The organism is Pandoraea cepalis, assembly GCF_902459665.1.
Classification (GTDB): domain Bacteria; phylum Pseudomonadota; class Gammaproteobacteria; order Burkholderiales; family Burkholderiaceae; genus Pandoraea; species Pandoraea cepalis.
Genome location: NZ_CABPSL010000020.1, coordinates 1 through 17,356, shown reverse-complemented (window position 1 = coordinate 17,356; position 17,356 = coordinate 1). Strand labels below are relative to the sequence as shown.

General features: G+C 64.1%; 17 protein-coding genes and 1 tRNA gene. 5 read left to right on the top strand and 13 right to left on the bottom strand.

The features are described 5' to 3' along the window. The first annotated feature begins 6 nt into the window (after positions 1-6). Together PCE31106_RS20140 and purT are read left to right on the top strand one after the other, a co-directional pair. Positions 7-729 (top strand): TetR/AcrR family transcriptional regulator, encoded by a 723-nt coding sequence (locus PCE31106_RS20140; RefSeq protein ID WP_437343837.1) that lies wholly within the window; start codon positions 7-9, stop codon positions 727-729. A 96-nt stretch (positions 730-825) separates the two neighbouring features. Then, positions 826-2,028 carry a formate-dependent phosphoribosylglycinamide formyltransferase gene (gene purT, locus PCE31106_RS20135; RefSeq protein ID WP_150564502.1) on the top strand — a complete coding sequence of 401 codons (1,203 nt, stop codon included), beginning with the start codon at positions 826-828 and terminating at the stop codon, positions 2,026-2,028. A gap of 137 nt (positions 2,029-2,165) precedes the next feature. Here purT and PCE31106_RS20130 read toward each other — a convergent pair whose 3' ends face one another. After that, a complete protein-coding gene (locus tag PCE31106_RS20130) occupies positions 2,166-2,369 on the bottom strand; it encodes a cold-shock protein (RefSeq protein ID WP_017232339.1) in 204 nt (67 codons plus the stop codon). A gap of 877 nt (positions 2,370-3,246) precedes the next feature. On the opposite strand from PCE31106_RS20130, the gene PCE31106_RS20125 reads away from it, so the two are divergent. Next, the gene (locus PCE31106_RS20125; protein ID WP_254441218.1) at positions 3,247-4,329 is read left to right on the top strand and encodes a DUF484 family protein; all 1,083 of its coding nucleotides are present in this window, start codon (positions 3,247-3,249) and stop codon (positions 4,327-4,329) included. A gap of 50 nt (positions 4,330-4,379) precedes the next feature. On the opposite strand, the gene PCE31106_RS20120 is transcribed toward PCE31106_RS20125, so the two are convergent. The 6 genes from PCE31106_RS20120 to PCE31106_RS20095 form a co-directional block, all read right to left on the bottom strand. Next, positions 4,380-5,327 (bottom strand): AEC family transporter, encoded by a 948-nt coding sequence (locus tag PCE31106_RS20120; protein ID WP_150564500.1) that lies wholly within the window; start codon positions 5,325-5,327, stop codon positions 4,380-4,382. Between the two features lie 2 nt (positions 5,328-5,329). Then, positions 5,330-6,091: a GntR family transcriptional regulator gene (locus PCE31106_RS20115; RefSeq protein ID WP_150564499.1), complete on the bottom strand. Its 762-nt coding sequence runs from the start codon at positions 6,089-6,091 to the stop codon at positions 5,330-5,332. 229 nt (positions 6,092-6,320) lie between these two features. Continuing rightward, positions 6,321-6,614 carry a hypothetical protein gene (locus PCE31106_RS20110; protein ID WP_150564498.1) on the bottom strand — a complete coding sequence of 98 codons (294 nt, stop codon included), beginning with the start codon at positions 6,612-6,614 and terminating at the stop codon, positions 6,321-6,323. A 434-nt stretch (positions 6,615-7,048) separates the two neighbouring features. Next, positions 7,049-7,237, bottom strand: a complete 189-nt coding sequence (locus PCE31106_RS20105; RefSeq protein ID WP_017232345.1) for a hypothetical protein — start codon at positions 7,235-7,237, stop codon at positions 7,049-7,051. Positions 7,238-7,349: 112 nt separating this feature from the next. Continuing rightward, on the bottom strand, positions 7,350-7,556 hold the full coding sequence (locus tag PCE31106_RS20100; RefSeq protein ID WP_017232346.1) for a hypothetical protein: 207 nt from the start codon (positions 7,554-7,556) through the stop codon (positions 7,350-7,352). Positions 7,557-8,059: 503 nt separating this feature from the next. Beyond that, the gene (locus PCE31106_RS20095) at positions 8,060-8,767 is read right to left on the bottom strand and encodes a succinate dehydrogenase iron-sulfur subunit (RefSeq protein ID WP_150564497.1); all 708 of its coding nucleotides are present in this window, start codon (positions 8,765-8,767) and stop codon (positions 8,060-8,062) included. 494 nt (positions 8,768-9,261) lie between these two features. Here PCE31106_RS20095 and fghA point away from each other — a divergent pair, with 494 nt between their 5' ends. Beyond that, complete coding sequence (fghA, locus tag PCE31106_RS20090; RefSeq protein WP_017232354.1) at positions 9,262-10,116, top strand: S-formylglutathione hydrolase; 855 nt, start codon at positions 9,262-9,264, stop codon at positions 10,114-10,116. Between the two features lie 163 nt (positions 10,117-10,279). Here fghA and fusA read toward each other — a convergent pair whose 3' ends face one another. From fusA to PCE31106_RS20070, 4 genes are all read right to left on the bottom strand, one after another. Next, a complete protein-coding gene (fusA, locus tag PCE31106_RS20085; RefSeq protein WP_017232355.1) occupies positions 10,280-12,376 on the bottom strand; it encodes an elongation factor G in 2,097 nt (698 codons plus the stop codon). Positions 12,377-12,595: 219 nt separating this feature from the next. Further along, positions 12,596-14,242: a methyl-accepting chemotaxis protein gene (locus PCE31106_RS20080; protein ID WP_150564496.1), complete on the bottom strand. Its 1,647-nt coding sequence runs from the start codon at positions 14,240-14,242 to the stop codon at positions 12,596-12,598. A gap of 313 nt (positions 14,243-14,555) precedes the next feature. Beyond that, positions 14,556-15,671: a beta propeller repeat protein gene (locus PCE31106_RS20075; protein WP_017233507.1), complete on the bottom strand. Its 1,116-nt coding sequence runs from the start codon at positions 15,669-15,671 to the stop codon at positions 14,556-14,558. 72 nt (positions 15,672-15,743) lie between these two features. Then, positions 15,744-16,013, bottom strand: coding sequence for a MoaD/ThiS family protein (locus tag PCE31106_RS20070; protein ID WP_026131863.1), 270 nt, complete (start codon positions 16,011-16,013; stop codon positions 15,744-15,746). Positions 16,014-16,372: 359 nt separating this feature from the next. On the opposite strand from PCE31106_RS20070, the gene PCE31106_RS20065 reads away from it, so the two are divergent. Then, complete coding sequence (locus PCE31106_RS20065; RefSeq protein ID WP_150564495.1) at positions 16,373-16,735, top strand: hypothetical protein; 363 nt, start codon at positions 16,373-16,375, stop codon at positions 16,733-16,735. 27 nt (positions 16,736-16,762) lie between these two features. Here the strand turns inward: PCE31106_RS20065 and PCE31106_RS20060 are convergent, their stop codons facing one another. Both PCE31106_RS20060 and PCE31106_RS20055 read right to left on the bottom strand, forming a co-directional pair. After that, on the bottom strand, positions 16,763-16,951 hold the full coding sequence (locus PCE31106_RS20060; protein ID WP_150564494.1) for a glycine zipper 2TM domain-containing protein: 189 nt from the start codon (positions 16,949-16,951) through the stop codon (positions 16,763-16,765). Positions 16,952-17,150: 199 nt separating this feature from the next. Further along, a tRNA-Lys gene (locus PCE31106_RS20055) sits at positions 17,151-17,226 on the bottom strand. Positions 17,227-17,356 lie beyond the last annotated feature (130 nt).

Genomic DNA, 17,356 nt, shown 5'->3' with positions numbered 1-17,356 from the left:
CGAGTGATGTCAAATAGCGAAATGGAACAAGGACTCGAATCGAGGGATACCGCGTCGACAGCATCGGCATCGGCACCGGCATCGGCACCGGTCGGCACGGACGCGACACCGCCCGGGGCGACGCCCGGACGGCGCTACGGTGGCGTGGGGCAGGCGCAGCGAGAGCAGGCGCGCCGTGCGGCGCTGCTCGACGCTGCCACGGAAGTCTTCGGCACGGTGGGTTTTCGCCGCGCCACGGTGCGCTCGGTCTGCCGTCTGGCCAAGCTCAACGACCGGTACTTTTACGCGGCGTTCGAGAACCTGGAGCAATTGTTGCGCGCGACGTATGCCCATCACGCGCAAACCCTGGTCGACCGGTTGCAGGCCGCCATTGCCGCGAGCGCACCGACCCTCGATGCCCGGCTCGATGCAGGCCTGCATACCTTTTTCGCGTTCTTGCGCCATCCGCCAGCGGCGCGCGTCTTGCTGCTCGAAGTGATGGGCGTGAGTCCGGAGACGGACCAGATCTATCAGCGTTACATCTTCGAATTCGCGAGGCTGATCCTGGGAATGGCCGACGCGCCGCCGCCCCTCGGTGAGGACGCGCAAGCGCAAGCGAGAATCGTGGGCCTGGCACTGGTGGGCGCCATGACCCACGCCGGCACCGCCTGGGTGCTCATGGGCTACCAGGAGACCGAGGCGTGCATGGTCGCAAGCTGCCGTCGCGTGCTGCGTGGCGCGCTGGTTTGATGCCGCGTTGCCGTTCATGCTCGCTACAATACGACTTTCGCGTATGACGCCAAAGGGCGTCGACGCGCCAGATTTCTCACTCTCCAAAGGTCACCCATGACCACTATCGGAACACCGCTGTCGCCGAGCGCGACGAAGGTCATGCTGTTGGGCGCCGGCGAACTCGGCCGTGAAGTGCTGATCGCACTGCAGCGTCTTGGCGTCGAGACGATTGCCGTCGATCGTTATGAAAATGCGCCGGGGCAGCAGGTGGCGCATCACGCGCGCACCATTGCGATGACCGATCCCGAGCAGCTCAAGGCGCTGATCGAAGCCGAGAAGCCGGATCTCGTCGTGCCCGAAATCGAAGCCATCGCCACGCCGATGCTCGAAGCGCTGGAGGCCGACGGTGTCGTTCGCGTCATTCCCACGGCCCGTGCCGCGCGTCTGACGATGGATCGCGAAGGCATTCGCCGTCTGGCGGCCGAGACGCTTGGTTTGCCGACGAGCCCGTATCAATTCTGTGATTCGCTGGCACAACTGCAGGCGGCCATCGACAGCGGGATCGGCTACCCCTGCATTGTCAAGCCGGTGATGAGCAGTTCGGGCAAGGGACAGAGCAAGATCGACGGCCCCGACGACGTGAAGGCGGCGTGGGACTACGCCATGGCCGGTGGCCGCGTGAGTCACGGCCGCATCATCGTCGAAGGCTTCATCGATTTCGACTACGAAATAACGCTGTTGACCGTGCGCGCACGTGGCGCCGACGGCCAGGTCGAAACGCACTTCTGCGCGCCGATCGGCCACAAGCAGGTGAGCGGCGATTATGTCGAGAGCTGGCAGCCGCATCCGATGTCGTCGGTGGCGCTCGAGCGTGCGCGCGTGGTGGCGCGCGAGGTGACGAACAACCTTGGGGGGCAGGGCATCTTCGGTGTCGAACTGTTCGTCAAAGGGGATGAGGTGTGGTTCAGCGAAGTCAGTCCGCGTCCGCACGATACGGGCATGGTCACGATGATTACCCAATGGCAGAACGAGTTCGAACTGCATGCGCGGGCGATTCTCGGCTTGCCGGTCGACACCACGCTGAAGACGCCAGGGGCGAGCGCGGTCATCTATGGTGGCGTGGATGCGGCGGGCATTGTGTTCGACGGCGTCGATCAGGCGCTCCAGGTGCCGCACACCGATATTCGTCTGTTCGGCAAGCCGGAGAGCTTCGTGAAGCGTCGTATGGGGGTGGCGCTGGCGTACGACAACGATCTGGAGGTGGCCCGTCGTCACGCGCTCGAAGCCGCGAGTCGGGTGAAGCCACGCGCGGTGTGATTACGCGGCGCTGACGCGCCGGTCGAGCGAAACGAAAAAACCCCGCGAGAGCGGGGTTTTCAGTTCGGGCGGGCGATTTTAGCCCTGCCCGAGACGCGTCGATCGCGTTAAGCGATCAGCAGCGAAACATCCGTCGCTTAGACCGGCTGGATGTTGCTGGCTTGACGGCCCTTCGGTCCCATCTTCACTTCGAAGGTGACCTTCTGGTTTTCTTGCAACGACTTGAAGCCCTTCGACTGGATTTCCGAGAAGTGAGCGAAGAGATCTTCACCACCTTCGTCCGGCGTAATAAAACCAAAACCCTTGGCGTCGTTGAACCACTTGACGGTACCAGTTGCCATTTCTTAAATCCTTAAAGTTTTCAAATGAGCGAGCCAGAAGCTCAGTGAGCGCATGACATTAAAGCTGATCAGGTACAACCGAGGCGACGCTAGGGCGACATTAGATGAACACAAGACTCGCCATACAACGTTCATGCATTCGTTTTTTTACGGGAAAGGTGGGAAGGTGTCAAGCAGGGAAACATTGGGATTGTTGATCTACGCCAGTTTTCGAAGATTTTTCGCTGCGTTGCGATAGGTATGCATGCGTTCCGGACGACCGGTTTCCCAATATCGGAATGTCATATCCGGACAGTGTGTCCGGCGTATCGGCCCCGTCGGCAGCCACCCGTGGACGACGCAAAGACACGCGCACAAGCCGAGTGCGGGCGAATGTCATGTGGCGCGGGCGCAACGCGAGCGGTGGCGGGCGCGATGTGGGCTCGCGACACCGACTGTCAACGATTTTGCTGATGCACCATGAAGGCGATGGTTTGCCATCGGCTGCGGCTTGGCGCGATGGCCGGCCGATCGCCCGGAAGACGTTCTGAGCCGCAGCGAGCGTTTTGATGCGCTGCCGCATGACGTTGGGGTGAACTAAGTATTTTCCCTAGGGTGCCGGAGGGCCGCGTGACGGCTCGATTTCACGTCTGGCAAGATTCGATTCTGCTACCCTTCACTCCGGTGGGGAGCGTGCCGTTAACGGCTAATGACAGTCGGATAACCGGCGTCGTCATGGCCTCACCATTGGGTTCGGCGAATGCGTTCAACGTGTGCGTCTCTGCCCGGAACTTGTTTCTCGGCGCGCAGTGCGAGCGCGATACCGGGGCGCTACGGCACGATGCCGAGCGATCACGCTAGGCGGCCGCGAAGTGCCGCGTGTCTTTCGAGACCTTACGTGGCAACCAACCAGGCACCGACGCTCGACTCCTTGCAATCGCTGCTGGCGACGGTCCAGCGCAATGAGCGTTCGCTAAAGCGATTCCAGGATATCGAGTTGGCGCTCATGGGCGCCCCGGACTTCGGCGAGTTCCTGGAAGTGGTGCTCAATCGCCTGCGTCACGATTTCGACCTGTCGGGCGTACGGCTGATGCTTGCCGAGGTCGACGACACCCTGCGCGATCTCGTCGATACGGCCGAGGGCATTCGCGCACTCGACGCCGGTCTGTGCATTGCGCAGGATGCCGGCACGTTCGCGGCCGTCTGCGGCGACGGCCAGCTTTGGATCGGTGCGCCGCGCGAGCGCCACGCGCCGCTCTTCGGGGCACGTCCGCCGGCCAGCGCCGTGGTGATGCCCCTGGCGCGCAACGGCCGGTATTTCGGCGTGATCGCGCTGGGTAGCCGCGACGCGCGCCGCTTCGCGCCGGAGATGGCCACCGATTTCATCGAACGCTTCGGCGCGGTCGTCGCGGTGTGTCTCGAGAACATGTGGAATCGTGAGCGTCTGAAGCGTATCGGCCTGACCGATCCGCTCACGGGCTTGTCGAACCGACGCTACTTCGATCAGCGCTTGCGGGAAGAAGTGATCCGGGGGGCGCGTTATGGCGCGCCGCTCGCGTGCCTGCTCATCGACATTGACCATTTCAAGCGCGTCAACGACAGTCATGGTCATGCCACGGGCGACCGGGCCTTGCGGGCGGCCAGCGCATGCATGCGTGCGCAACTTCGGGTGACGGACACGCTCGCGCGTTATGGCGGGGAAGAGTTTGCCGCGTTGCTCGTGCAGACCGAGCAGAACTGGGCGGGCACGGTCGCCGAGCGAGTGCGTCGGGCCGTGGCAGGGCTGGACGTGCCCGACGACGATGGCGCGCGCGTGCCGCTCACGATTTCGATCGGGCTTGCCAGCGTGGATCCGCGCGATGTCTCCGACCGGGACACGCTGCCGATGCGCCTGCTTGGCGCTGCCGATGCGGCGCTCTACGCCGCCAAGCGCGCGGGGCGCGACCGCGTGGTCGTGGCACCTGCGGCGAGCCTGGGCTGAAGGGATCGACCGTTCGCGCCTGCCGTCTCGGGGCGTTGCTTTCCGCGCGCTTAACGCACGCTGAACCACCCAATCAGCAGCGACACCGTTACCACGGAGAGCACCGTCGACATCAGAATCGCGCGCGACGCGACGGTGGCTTCGCGTCCGTACAATTGCGCGAGCATGAACGGACCGGTGCCGATGGGCAGCGCCGAGAGCAGCAGAGCACTGTGTGCCCAGATCGCCGGAAGATCGAAGACGCGGAACGCCAGGAACGCCGTGACGGCCGGTTGAAACACCAGCTTGAGTCCGACGAGACGCCCGACCGCCCGCGCCATGCGCGGCGCTCGCGCCGCGCCCGATCGATGCGCGAGAAACAGGCCGATCGCGACCAATGCGCAGGGACTCGCGGCACCGCCGAGCAGTGTCGTGAGGTGCAGCACGGGGGCGGGCAACGCGATACCGGCGCCCGCAAATGCCATGCCGGCGAACGGTGAGACGACAAGCGGATTGCGCACCAGCGCGCGGACTACGAAGCCTGCCGTGCGACGCCAGTTCGGCGTGGCTTGCAAATCCGTCTCGATGATCGCGATGGAGATTGCGAAGAGCACGGTGGCGGTGAGCAGCATCGCGACGACGACCGCCGGCACGCTGGCCGGACCGAAGACCACGAGGCACAGCGGCAGTCCCATGAAGCCGGCGTTCGGATAGGCGGCGCCCATGCCTTCGATGCTCGCGTCGGTCAGCCGTCCTCGTACCGTGCGATCGAGCAGGAACGACAGCGCGAAGGTCGCCGCCATGCCGCCGCCGAACGCCCCCAGAAACCCCGGATTGACCAGCTCCGCCCACGTAATCTGCGCCATCGACTGGAACAGCACGGCGGGCAGGGCGAGATAGACGACGAAACGGTTGAGGGCGTCGAGGGCGCCCTCGCCGAGCCAGGCCCGGCGGGCGCAGAGATAGCCCACGAAGATCAGCCCGAAGACGGGCAGGGCAGCAGAGATAACGGCTTGCATCGTCAGTGGGTCCCCGCCAGTCGGGCAAGCCACTCGCGTCGCGACGGGCCGCCGTCGGCTTCGGTGTGTTCGCGGGCGGCGGCTTCGGCGCCGATGGCGTCGCCCGCAGTGATGCGCGCGGCGATCTCCCCGTGCTCATGCCAGACGACTTCCTGCATCGGCATCGCGCCGAGCGTTGCCGCCATCGCCCGCATGATGTGCGGCCATTGCGGCGCCACCGTTTGCGCGATCAATGGGTTGCCCGACGCGTCGTGCAGCGCCGTGTGGAAGGCAACCTCCACGCGGACTTGACGCGCCACCGGCGTGCCTCGTGTCATCGCCATGCCGGCGGCGACGGCGTCCTGCAGGCGGCGCAATTCGACGTCGGTCAGCGTGCCCTGTGCCATGCGCGTGGCCGCCAACCGGGCGGCGAGCCCATCCAGCGCGGTGCGCACCTGATAGAGCTGGCGAAGATGGTCGGCGTCGATCGGCGCGACCTCGAGCCCTTGGCGCCCGCTGTCGCAGACCAGACCGTCGCGCTTGAGCAACTGCAAAGCATGGCTGACAGGCTGACGCGACACGCCCAAGGCGTCGGCCAACTCGGCCTGGCGGATGCGCTCGCCCGGCGGCAATGTGAGATCGGCGATGGCGTCGCGCAGACGCGAATACACCAGGTCGATCAGCACCGGCGTGCTGGTCAGTGGGCCAAGCGGCGCAAGCGCCGCTTGGGGCGCGGAAGCTGGGTAGGACGCCGGAAAGTCGGCGCTGGCAGCGGGGTTCGACATGGGATTCCGGTGCTTGCCGGTATCGGTAATATATGGAATTCCGAATTCTACGCTTGCGAGCGAATGCTCGGGGACGTTTTTTCGATCACCGGTTAACGTGTGCTGGCGCGAGGAATAAGAGGAAGAGGACGTGGCATGCGGCGGACGCGGGACGGGAAGGGGCGAGCGAGGGTCCGGTGAAACAGTCAAGCGGCGGCGCCGAGGGGGGCGGCGAAAGACGTGATGGGTGTCAGTCGCTCGGATCGAGTTCGGGGGGCGAGACGGAGGTGGCGCGGGCGGGCGTCTGGAGCAGGGCTTGCATGGTGATGCGGGTGCGCTGCAGACGTCGGGCGAGGGCCCAGGCGTCGGCTTCGCGTTCAAACAAGCCGACGATCAGATGCGGTTCCGCGGCGAAGCCGTCGGAGAACAGGCCGATATTTTTGGCGATCATCTCACTCGTGCGTTCGACCGAAACGGTGTACTGACGGGGCGAGCGGTACTGATTGATGACCACGGCGAAGGCGCGGGAGAACGCGTCGGACATACGGAAACCTCCTCTGTCGGCGTAGCGCGGTGTCCCGGATGTCGAGCGCTTGAGACTTGGCGCGAAGCGTTGCACTTCCGGAGATTGTAGGCCATGGCGGTGTGCGTGTCGGGAGAAAACGATGCCGGTGCAAACGCGGGGATGCGGGCATCGGCCTCGACATAAAAAAAGCCGCCGAGCGGGTCGGCGGCGCAACAGAGAGGGTGACAGCGCAACCGAAGTTGCCGGAAACGAGAATAGGTGGCCGTGATGACAGCGACGTGACCGACGTCGCGACTAGCACGGCAGGGCCAACCTGCCAACGGGCTACGGGCTACGGGCTACGGGCTACGGGCTACGGGCTACGGGCTACGGGCGGCGGGGCAGACAGCGATAGCTCCGCAAGTCGCTATCCGAAGCCGGATCGCGACTTGCCTGCTCGGGGCGCCCGGTGGCTACACCAATACGGGCAACGCCTCCATGACCAGCAACGCGACGAGGGCGCCGACCACGGCACCGACCGCGCGCAGACTGTAGCGCGTGGCCCGTGTGGTGACGGGAATGCCGCCAACGAGCAATGCACCGGCCACGGCCATCGGCAGGAACAGGGTCAGGTCGTAAAGGTTGAAGTGAAGTGCGGGCATCGTTCTTGTCTCCTCGCCTGAATTTCCCTTCCACTATAGGACGGTTGCGGAGGATGCCCAAGTTTGGTGCGTTGCAGCATGTTGCTGCAAGGGAACCGATGCCCTGGCCGCGTCAGTCTTCCTGACGCACCGCGTGCATCTTGCGGCGAGCATTCCACATCGCCATGTCCTTGCGCGTACGTACGCGGTCACTGACGATGACGCCCGGCGGTTGCGCGCGGGCAGCGGAGATACCTACGTCGTCGGCTTCGCTGCGCGCCTGTACCATCATGACGAGCGTAAACAGCGAGGCGGCAAGCGCCAGCAGGATCAGCTTCATAGGGGCCCCGGTAAATCTCTGATGATCTGGTCGGTGTCATGCATCGTCGTCCTTGTCCTGACCGATCCTTGAAGGGGGACCGTGCCGGCAGTGGTGGCGCGATGCTTCGTTGTGCACTGCTAATGGACTACGTTGCTGCGACTGCCTGGCGGGACGGGGCTCGGTGTGCCTGACGCGGCCTGATCGCCATTCGCGTCTCACATGGCGGGACGCATCATAACCGGCAAATGTGACAAATCTCCCGGCGGGGAACATCTCGCGTCGAGCGCGGTGCAACAGATCACCGCACGTCTCCCACGTCCTTTACCGTATAGCGACGTGTGCGGCGAAAAGTTTAGAAATCGTGACAAATTTTTTGAGACGGGGGGTGTTTCTAGTCGAAGGCTGTACGACCTCAAGCGGGTCGGGTCGCATGAGCGTCACCGACTTGGCACCGTTCACGCTTGGGCCGGCCGGCCGGTCGCGCGTGGATCAGTTTTCCGAGGGCTCGCGTGGCGCTCGGTTTAAAGGGTCCGGCGCACCAGCATGGATTTGATCTCGCCGATGGCCTTCGCTGGGTTCAATCCCTTGGGGCAAACGTCGGTGCAGTTCAATATCGATCGGCAGCGAAACAGCCGGTACGGATCTTCGAGATTGTCGAGCCTTGCGTTCGCGCCTTCATCGCGTGAATCAACGAGGAACCGGTAGGCCTGCAGCAGCCCCGCGGGGCCAACATATTTGTCGGGATTCCACCAGAACGACGGACAGGCGCTCGAGCAACAGGCGCACAGGATGCATTCGTAGAGTCCGTCGAGCGCATCGCGTTCGTCCGGTGACTGGAGGCGCTCGCGTTCGGGGGGCGGCGTATCGTTGATCAGGTACGGCATGATCGAATGGTATTGCTCGAAGAATGCCGTCATGTCCACGATCAGGTCGCGCACGACCGGCAAGCCGGGGAGCGGGCGCAACACCGTATGACGTGGCAAATCGTGAAGATTCGTCGTACAGGCAAGACCGTTCTTGCCGTTGATGTTCATCGCGTCCGACCCGCATACGCCCTCTCGGCACGAGCGCCTGAAACTCAACGTTTCATCGAGTGCCTTCAGTCGCATCAACACATCGAGCAGCATCCGGTCGGTTGGCGCGATGTCGATCGTGAACGTCTGCATGCGTGGCGCAGTGTCGCCGTCCGGATCGTAGCGGAAGATGTCGAATGTTCTGAACTCGGTCATATAGGGTTCCCGTCGTTCCCAGCGTCAGCATCGCTGATGCATAGGCACTGCTGCGCACGATGGCCTGGCAGCGGCATGCGCGCATCGCGACGCGACATCCCATGCGCGCTCTATATGTATCTTAATAGGATATAAAAAGCAAAGTCAGGCGTGATGACTTGGATCAATTCCGGACGAAGCCAGGAAGCGCGAAATTTCCAATCGCGAGCCTTTGGCGCAGATAGCCGCAGAACGTTGCACTGCGCCGCAATCGTTCATCCGGGCGCGCCATCCGGCTGGGCAAGCGTGACGAGTCTTCCGGGCGCACGTCACGTCGTCGAGCCAGCCGCCGCGTTAGATCGTCGACCCGGTGAATGACCGTCGCGCACCCCACACACCTCGCCGATGTCACCTGTCGCCTCGCGAGGTAAGATAGCGGCCATCATCGCAATGGTTGCCACGCTCCCGGCGGCGCGGCGCCATGGCCGACTTCCCGAACCCTCCCGGATTTCGTCATGCTCGAACTCATTTCCGAACACCGTTGTTTCGGTGGTGCGCAACGCTTCTATCGCCACACGTCGACTGTCATCGGCCTGCCGATGCGTTTCTCGGTGTTCATCCCGCCTCAGGCGCGTGACGGCCGCGCGGTGCCGGCGCTGTTCTATCTCGCGGGGCTTACCTGCACGGAAGAAACGTTCATGATCAAGGGCGGCGCGCAATGGCTCGCCGCAGAACACGGCGTGGCGCTGATTGCGCCCGACACCAGCCCGCGTGGTGCGGGCGTGCCGGGCGAGACCGATGCCTGGGATTTCGGCGTCGGCGCCGGCTTCTATCTCGATGCGACACAGGCACCTTGGTCGGCGCACTATCGCATGTACAGCTATATCGTCGACGAACTCTACGGCGTGGTGACGCAATCGCTGCCGATCGACGCGGGACGTATCGGCATCTTCGGCCACTCCATGGGCGGGCATGGTGCCCTGACGCTCGCACTGCGCAACCCTGACAAATTCCGCTCGGTGTCGGCATTCGCGCCGATCGCGGCGCCAACGCGTTGCCCATGGGGCGAGAAGGCATTCGCGGGATATCTGGGCGCGGATCGCGAGACATGGCGTCAGTATGACGCCAGCGAACTGATGGCGAAGGCGGGGCAGGTGGTGTTTCCCGGCGGCATCCTGATCGATCAGGGCTTGAACGATCAGTTCCTCGAATCACAACTGCATCCGCACCTCTTCGAGCGCGCCTGCCAGGATGCCGGTCAGCCGCTGAACCTGCGGCGCCACCCCGGCTACGACCACGGCTACTACTTCATTCAGACTTTCATGGCGGATCATCTGTCGCATCACGCCGAGCATCTGCGCACTTACTGACCGCGCCCGTGCCCGCGACGCCCGATTCCCTCAGACCGGTCACGCCTTATGACGGAGCGACAGTCAGCGCGTTAGCGAGCGCGACAGCCGGATAACGACATCGGGCGCGACGCTCAATCCTGACCCGCCGCGCCCGACACCGCGCTCGACATCCGATGACGCGTTACTTCTTGGTCGAAATAATCGCGTCGGCCACGTTCCTCGGCGCTTCGGCGTAGTGTTTGAATTCCATTGTGTACGTGGCGCGCCCTTGCGTGAGCGAGCGCAACGAGGTCGAGTAACCGAACATTTCTGACAGCGGCACCTCGGCGCGTACGATCTTGCCGCCGCCCACGATGTCATCCATACCCTGCAACATGCCGCGACGACCGGACAGGTCGCCCATCACGTTGCCCATGAACTCTTCGGGCGTCTCGACTTCGACCGCCATCATCGGCTCGAGCAGCACCGGGTCGGCGCGGCGCATCGCCTCCTTGAACGCCATCGAGCCCGCCATGCGGAACGCGTTTTCGTTCGAGTCCACGTCATGGTATGACCCGAACGTGAGCGTAACCTTCACGTTGACGACCGGATAGCCGGCCACCACGCCGTTGTTCAGCGTCTCGCGAATGCCCTTGTCCACGGCCGGGATAAACTCGCGTGGCACCACGCCGCCCTTGATCGCATCGACGAATTCATACGGCTTTTCCTTGTCCGGCTCCAGCGTGATGACCACGTCGCCATACTGGCCGCGTCCGCCCGACTGCTTGACGAACTTGCCCTGCACGTCTTCGATTTTCTTGCGCACCGTTTCGCGATAGGCAACCTGCGGCTTGCCGACGGTCGCCTCCACGCCGAACTCGCGGCGCATGCGATCGACCAGAATTTCGAGGTGCAGCTCGCCCATGCCCGAGATGATCGTCTGACCCGATTCTTCGTCGGTCTTCACGCGGAACGAGGGGTCTTCCTGCGCCAGCCGATTCAGGGCTAGGCCCATCTTCTCCTGGTCTGCCTTGGTCTTGGGCTCGACCGCCTGCGAAATCACCGGCTCGGGGAATTCCATCTTCTCCAGAATGATCACGGCGTTCGGATCGCACAGCGTGTCGCCGGTCGTCGCTTCCTTCAGACCGACCGCCGCGGCGATATCTCCCGCCCGCACTTCCTTGATCTCGATGCGTTGATTGGCGTGCATCTGCAAGATACGCCCCAGGCGTTCCTTCTTGTCCTTGGTCGGATTGAAGACGGTGGCGCCCGAGTCGATCACGCCCGAGTACACGCGGAAGAAGATCAACTGGCCGACAAACGGGTCCGTCATGATCTTGAAGGCGAGGGCGGAGAAGGGCTCGTCGTCCGATGGGTGGCGTTCGATCTCCTTGTCGTCTTCGTCGTGACCGGCGATGGCGGGCACGTCGACGGGCGACGGCAGGTAATCGATCACAGCGTCGAGCATGGCCTGCACGCCCTTGTTCTTGAACGCGGTGCCGCACAACATCGGCACGATTTCGCCCGCGACGGTACGCTTGCGCAGCCCCTGCCGGATCTCGGCCTCGGTCAGCGTATCGCCACCGAGATACTTTTCGAGCAGCGCCTCATCGGCCTCGGCGGCGGCTTCGATCATCTTGTCGTGCCATTCCTGCGCCGTGTCCTTGAGATTGGCGGGAATGTCGACGTACTCGAACTTCACGCCCTTCGATTCCTCATCCCAGACGATGCCCTTCATCTTCACGAGATCGACCACGCCCTGGAAATTGTCCTCGGCGCCGATCGGAATCTGGATGGGCACGGCATTGCCGCGCAGACGCTCGTGAATCTGCTTGTGCACGCGGAAGAAGTCGGCACCCACGCGGTCCATCTTGTTGACGAACGCGATGCGCGGCACCTTGTACTTGTTGGCTTGCCGCCAGACGGTCTCGGACTGCGGTTGCACACCGCCGACCGAATCGTAGACCATGCAGGCGCCGTCGAGCACGCGCATCGAGCGCTCGACTTCAATCGTGAAGTCGACGTGGCCCGGCGTGTCGATGATGTTGATGCGGTGTTCGGGATAGTTGCCGGCCATGCCGCGCCAGAAGCAGGTCGTCGCGGCAGACGTGATCGTGATGCCGCGCTCTTGTTCCTGCTCCATCCAGTCCATCGTGGCAGCGCCTTCGTGGACTTCGCCCAGCTTGTGGTTGACGCCTGTGTAGAACAGGATGCGCTCGGTCGTCGTTGTCTTGCCAGCGTCGATGTGAGCACTGATGCCGATGTTTCGGTAGCGCTCGATGGGGGTCTTTCGGGCCACGGTACACCTCTTTTCCAGACGGTGGGAAAAAGCATAGCAGCAGCCATCATACTCCAATGTCTCCATGCCGCGCTGAGCGTGACATCGGCTGGAAGCCCAGCAGGCATGGGGGTTTGCGCCGGCCGGCGGCACCGCCTGCCGGCGGACGCGGCGCCTCGCCGGCGCGCCCCAGCGGCACGGCCGGAACGGCGAGGGCGCCGATGATGCCGATGATGCCGATTACGCGGTATGGCGCGCCCGGGCGAACGCCAGCACGTCGCCCCGCGGGCCGTTGGCGGCCGTCTGGGCGGGGGCGTCGAGCATGGACGTGACGACGTCGCCATCGGTCAGCCGGAACACGGCAACGGCTTCACGCAGATGGCGCGCCTGATCTTCCAACGACCCGGCGGCCGCTGTGGCCTGCTCGACGAGCGCGGCATTTTGCTGCGTGACCTGGTCCATCTGCATGACAGCGGTGTTGACCTGCTCGATGCCGCCCGATTGCTCGCTCGATGCCGCCGAGATCTCGCCCATGATGTCGGTCACGCGCTGCACGGCCTGCACGATTTCCGCCATCGTTCGACCGGCGTCGCGCACTTGTGCCGAGCCGTCTTCGACCTTGTCGACGGACGTCTCGATGAGCGTCTTGATCTCCTTGGCCGCGGCGGCGCTGCGTTGGGCTAGCGTGCGCACTTCGCCCGCCACGACGGCGAAACCGCGACCCTGCTCGCCGGCACGCGCCGCTTCGACGGCGGCGTTCAGGGCGAGGATATTGGTCTGGAAGGCAATGCCGTCGATCACGCCAATGATGTCGTTGATCTTCGTCGAGCTGGCCGCAATCCCCTGCATCGAGGCGACCGCACGTTCGACCACCCGGCCGCCTTCACCGGCGATTTCCGACGCGTTCGCGGCCAATTGGCTGGCTTGCCGCGCGTTATCGGCGTTCTGGCGCACGGTGGCCGTCAACTCTTCCATCGACGAGGCGGTCTCTTCCAGGGATGCGGCCTGCTCTTCGGTGCGGGACGACAGATCGGTGTTGCCGGCAAGCAATTGCCCCGATGCCGAGGCGATGGCGGCTGTGCCGTGTCGTACGCGTCGCACAATGTGTTCCAGACTTTCATTCATGTGTTTGAGCGCGCCCATCAATTGGCCCGTCTCGTCGCGGCTGGTCACATCGATGCGGCTCGTGAGATCGCCCTGTGCCACGCGCTCGGCCACGGCCACGGCGCGCGCGAGCGGACGCGTGATGCTGCGCGTGACCGACCAGGCGGCGCCGATGCCCAGGAGGGTTGCCGCTGCGCCGATGGCGATGAGCAGCCATTTGGCGAAGACGATGCCGGCGCGCGTTGTGGCGCCGGTGTCGTCGACGATCTTTTTCTGGAGCGTGACCAGTTCGGCGGCTTCGGCCTGCATGGCGTCGAGCGCGGGGAGGGCGTCGCGATGGGTGAGGTCCAGCGCCAAGTCTCGCTCGCCCGAGGTCAATGCGGCGAGCGTCGCACGACGTGCCGTCACAAACGCGTCGTTGTGTTGCCGGATCGAGGTCATCAATTGTTTGCCTTGCGCCGACACCACGTATTTGTCGAGCACGGCCTGCGCCTCGGCGATCCGGCTGAGATTAGCGTCGATACGCTGGTTGATGGTGTCGCGTTGCGCGGCGTCGGTGATCGTGAAGATCTCCAGCATGCGGCGGCCGTTGCCACGCACCATGGCATCGATGCTGTGTGCCGCATCGGCCTTGGCCCACGCGCTGGTGAGCAGTTCTTCGTTATCGCGCTCGATGGCGACGAAGCGCATCAGGGTGATGACAAGCATGGTCAACAACAGGGCTAGCAACGTGCCGAAACCGATGGCCAGTCGGGTTCGGATTTTCAGGTCGGCGATTCGCATTCGGGTGACTCCGTTTAGGGATGGGATGCCTGGACGACAAGGGTGACGTTGTGGCCCACTTGCGTTGCGAGGCCGGGGTGTCGATCGCCGCGCGGTGCACGACGACGCTCAGCAGGAAGCACGACGCGACCTTGTCGCACGCACCGACATCGGCGCGTGCGACACGCCAAGCAACGCGTGACGGGGGGATCAATGAAGCCAGTTCGCCTATCTCTATCTACGACGCGAAACGCGCCAACTGAAGGTTTCCTTCAGCAAAACGGGCGAGGGCGCGGCGACGAGACGCTCGGCATGTCGAACGACAAGACGCCCGCTACACGAAGCGCACGGCGTAGATAGGGGGCAAGTGCGTGGACAGGCATTGCCACTGCTCGCCTGCGTTGTCGCTGACCCACAGCGCGCCGGTGGTCGAGCCCATGGCGAGCGAGTGGCCGGTGGCGTCGATATCCAGGCCGTGGCGATAGATCAGATCGTAGGACGGCACCTCCGGCAGTCCGTGCGAGAGCGACGTAAACGACTCGCCGCCATCGCGCGTGCGAATGACGACGAGACGGGCGTCGACCGGCATGCGACAGGCATCGCGCTGGGCGGGTACGAACCACGCGACATCGGGGTCGTGCGGATCGACGGCGACAGCAAAACCAAAACTCGACGGTGACGCTTGAATCCGCCGCCACGAGGCGCCGTAGTCGAGGCTGCGGAAGATGCCGTTGTGATGCTGTGCCCACAGGGCGTTGGGGGCGTCGCGGCATTGCACGAGACGGTGGACGTCCTGCGCATTCGGATCGAGGCGTCGTTCGGGCGGCATGTAATCGGCTTCCATGCCGCTGGCCGCCAAAGCCCAGGTGTGTCCGTCGTCACGTGTGCGCCAGACGCCGCCGGTCGAGATGGCGACGCTCACCTGTCGGCTGTCGCGCGGATCGATACAGATCGAATGAATGCCGGGGTGATCGTAGCCGCCCCCCATCCATTCGGCGCGCTCGGGGCGATCCCACAAGCTTTGCACCAGTGTCCAGGTGCGGCCTCGGTCGTGGGAGCGGAAGAGGCCACCGGGGATCGTGCCTGCCCAGAGAACGCCGGGGGCGTCGGGCCCCGCGGCTTCAAGCGACCAGAGCAGGGAGACCGATGGTGCCTGCGCATCGTTCGCCGATGCTTCGGACTGCTCTATTTGTGGGGTGAAGGCCGGCGGTGAGAGTTCGGTCCACTCGCTCGCGTCGCGTTCGCGGCACCAGAGCTTCACGCCGAAGTGACCGAGATTGAGCGCGGCGTAATCGGTGCCGTCGCGCGGGTCGCGCAGCACCATGCTCACGGGCTCGCCCGGAAAGTCGGGCGCGCTCGACTTCAGGCGCCAGACGGCGTCCTCACGCTGCCACGTGAACAATCCCTTGCGGGTGGCAACCAGCAACGTGGCTCCGGTGACGTGTTTCACGATCTGCCTCCTTGGCTCGCGCGAGTCTTGTTCGATGCTCGCGCATTCATCCGCCGCTTCCGCCGTGCTCCCTTATCCGCCCGAGAGCGCCTGGGCGACATACACGCGGCTGGCGTCGTTCAGCGTGTCGCCCAGCGTGTGTCGGTCGCGGATCAGCCGGCCATCGACAAAGACCGCGACGTGCGCACGCAATCGTCCCTGATCGTTGAACAGGTAGCCGCGCAACTCGGGCGTGAGCGTCACGCATTGCGCGAGCACGGCATGGACGGTCGGTCCATCGATGCATTGATCGTCAACGCAGACGTGGCGCTGAATTGCGGGTGCGAAGGTGACGGTCGCCATGTCCTGGTTTCGCGGATGCCGTTGCGGCCAACGGATCCATCTTCCGAAGAGAACGAGACCTTCAGTGTAGACAATGCGGATCGCTTGCATGGTGTGCAGTGCAGCACTGTTGTGCGTTCGCCGCGCTATGTTTGCCGGAAGATAGCGGGCTCATCGTCCCTTGCGGCCAATCATGAGGCGAGAGGGCGCGGTTTGGTTTCCTTTGCATGACGAGCAGCGAGTATCGAGTCTTGTGGGGCGTCGTCGTAGGGTGTGGCATCGCATATCGGACACTCCCCATCCCACTTCACCGCGTTATTGTTCACCATTATTGGAGTGCCCGCGAGCGCAGTGCCGCAGGCAAACTCCAGGAGGGAGCAATGGCAAAGAACCGAGGAAAAGACATTGGCATGGGACGCTGGTCCGATGCGGCGATCAAGCGTCAGTGGCGCTTGCACAAGGCGGGCGAGGCATCGCAGAAGGAGGACTTGACGGTCAGGCGGCCGCCGGAGATGGCGAGGTGTGAAGGCTACTTCGTATGGAGCGGCCGTCAGGCGGCGTTTATCGGTCGGCACGACGGCGCGTTAAAGCATGGCGCGCGTCATTACGCGACCTGCACGGCGCAGGCCAAGCGCTATGCGAATGTGGCGGAGGCCCGGGCGGCGGCAGATGCCTTGGTGGGCGCGGTGCTGATCATGTACGGCTACGCCGCCAACTCCCCACTCTATGCCGTGGGGCGATGACGGCGTGCGCCGGGCCGAGCGGCAACGTTACTTGCCCAACTCGTGCCCGATGACCCCGCCGACGACCGCGCCGCCGATGGTGCCGGCGGTGCTGCCGCCGGTGGCTTCGTGCCCGATGACCCCACCCGCGGCGGCGCCGCCCAGCGTGCAGCCGACGAGGGACGAGCCCATCGCGAGTGCCGTGATGACAACGAGAATCGACTTCGTCGTATTCATGATGCGTCTCCTGAAGCAAGGGGTGGCCGTGCGACCCGCAACGACGTGAATCCAGCATAGATGGCACGCGTTTCGCGGACTATCGGTCGCGGCTGAATCGACTGTAGGAATCGGACGACAGGGGATGACCGGCCGGAGGCGGAGCATGGGCGGGCAGAAACGACGAAGGCCGCACAGCGTGCGGCCTTCGTCATGCATCTGGTGGGGCGTGAGTGACTCGAACACTCGACCTACGGATTAAGAGTCCGCTGCTCTACCAACTGAGCTAACGCCCCGGTGCTGCCGGGAACAAAAAAGGCTGCACGCGGCGCAGCCTTCGCTGTCGTACTTTGGTGGGGCGTGAGTGACTCGAACACTCGACCTACGGATTAAGAGTCCGCTGCTCTACCAACTGAGCTAACGCCC

Coding starts and splice junctions, on each gene's coding strand:
- PCE31106_RS20070 (WP_026131863.1), bottom strand. CDS start 16,013: ATGGCGACCGTCACCTTCGCACCCGCAATTCAGCGCCACGTCTGCGTT.
- PCE31106_RS20100 (WP_017232346.1), bottom strand. CDS start 7,556: ATGAAGCTGATCCTGCTGGCGCTTGCCGCCTCGCTGTTTACGCTCGTC.
- purT (WP_150564502.1), top strand. CDS start 826: ATGACCACTATCGGAACACCGCTGTCGCCGAGCGCGACGAAGGTCATG.
- PCE31106_RS20095 (WP_150564497.1), bottom strand. CDS start 8,767: ATGACCGAGTTCAGAACATTCGACATCTTCCGCTACGATCCGGACGGC.
- PCE31106_RS20115 (WP_150564499.1), bottom strand. CDS start 6,091: ATGTCGAACCCCGCTGCCAGCGCCGACTTTCCGGCGTCCTACCCAGCT.
- PCE31106_RS20130 (WP_017232339.1), bottom strand. CDS start 2,369: ATGGCAACTGGTACCGTCAAGTGGTTCAACGACGCCAAGGGTTTTGGT.
- PCE31106_RS20140 (WP_437343837.1), top strand. CDS start 7: ATGTCAAATAGCGAAATGGAACAAGGACTCGAATCGAGGGATACCGCG.
- PCE31106_RS20065 (WP_150564495.1), top strand. CDS start 16,373: ATGGCAAAGAACCGAGGAAAAGACATTGGCATGGGACGCTGGTCCGAT.
- PCE31106_RS20110 (WP_150564498.1), bottom strand. CDS start 6,614: ATGTCCGACGCGTTCTCCCGCGCCTTCGCCGTGGTCATCAATCAGTAC.
- PCE31106_RS20080 (WP_150564496.1), bottom strand. CDS start 14,242: ATGCGAATCGCCGACCTGAAAATCCGAACCCGACTGGCCATCGGTTTC.
- PCE31106_RS20060 (WP_150564494.1), bottom strand. CDS start 16,951: ATGAATACGACGAAGTCGATTCTCGTTGTCATCACGGCACTCGCGATG.
- PCE31106_RS20105 (WP_017232345.1), bottom strand. CDS start 7,237: ATGCCCGCACTTCACTTCAACCTTTACGACCTGACCCTGTTCCTGCCG.
- fghA (WP_017232354.1), top strand. CDS start 9,262: ATGCTCGAACTCATTTCCGAACACCGTTGTTTCGGTGGTGCGCAACGC.
- PCE31106_RS20120 (WP_150564500.1), bottom strand. CDS start 5,327: ATGCAAGCCGTTATCTCTGCTGCCCTGCCCGTCTTCGGGCTGATCTTC.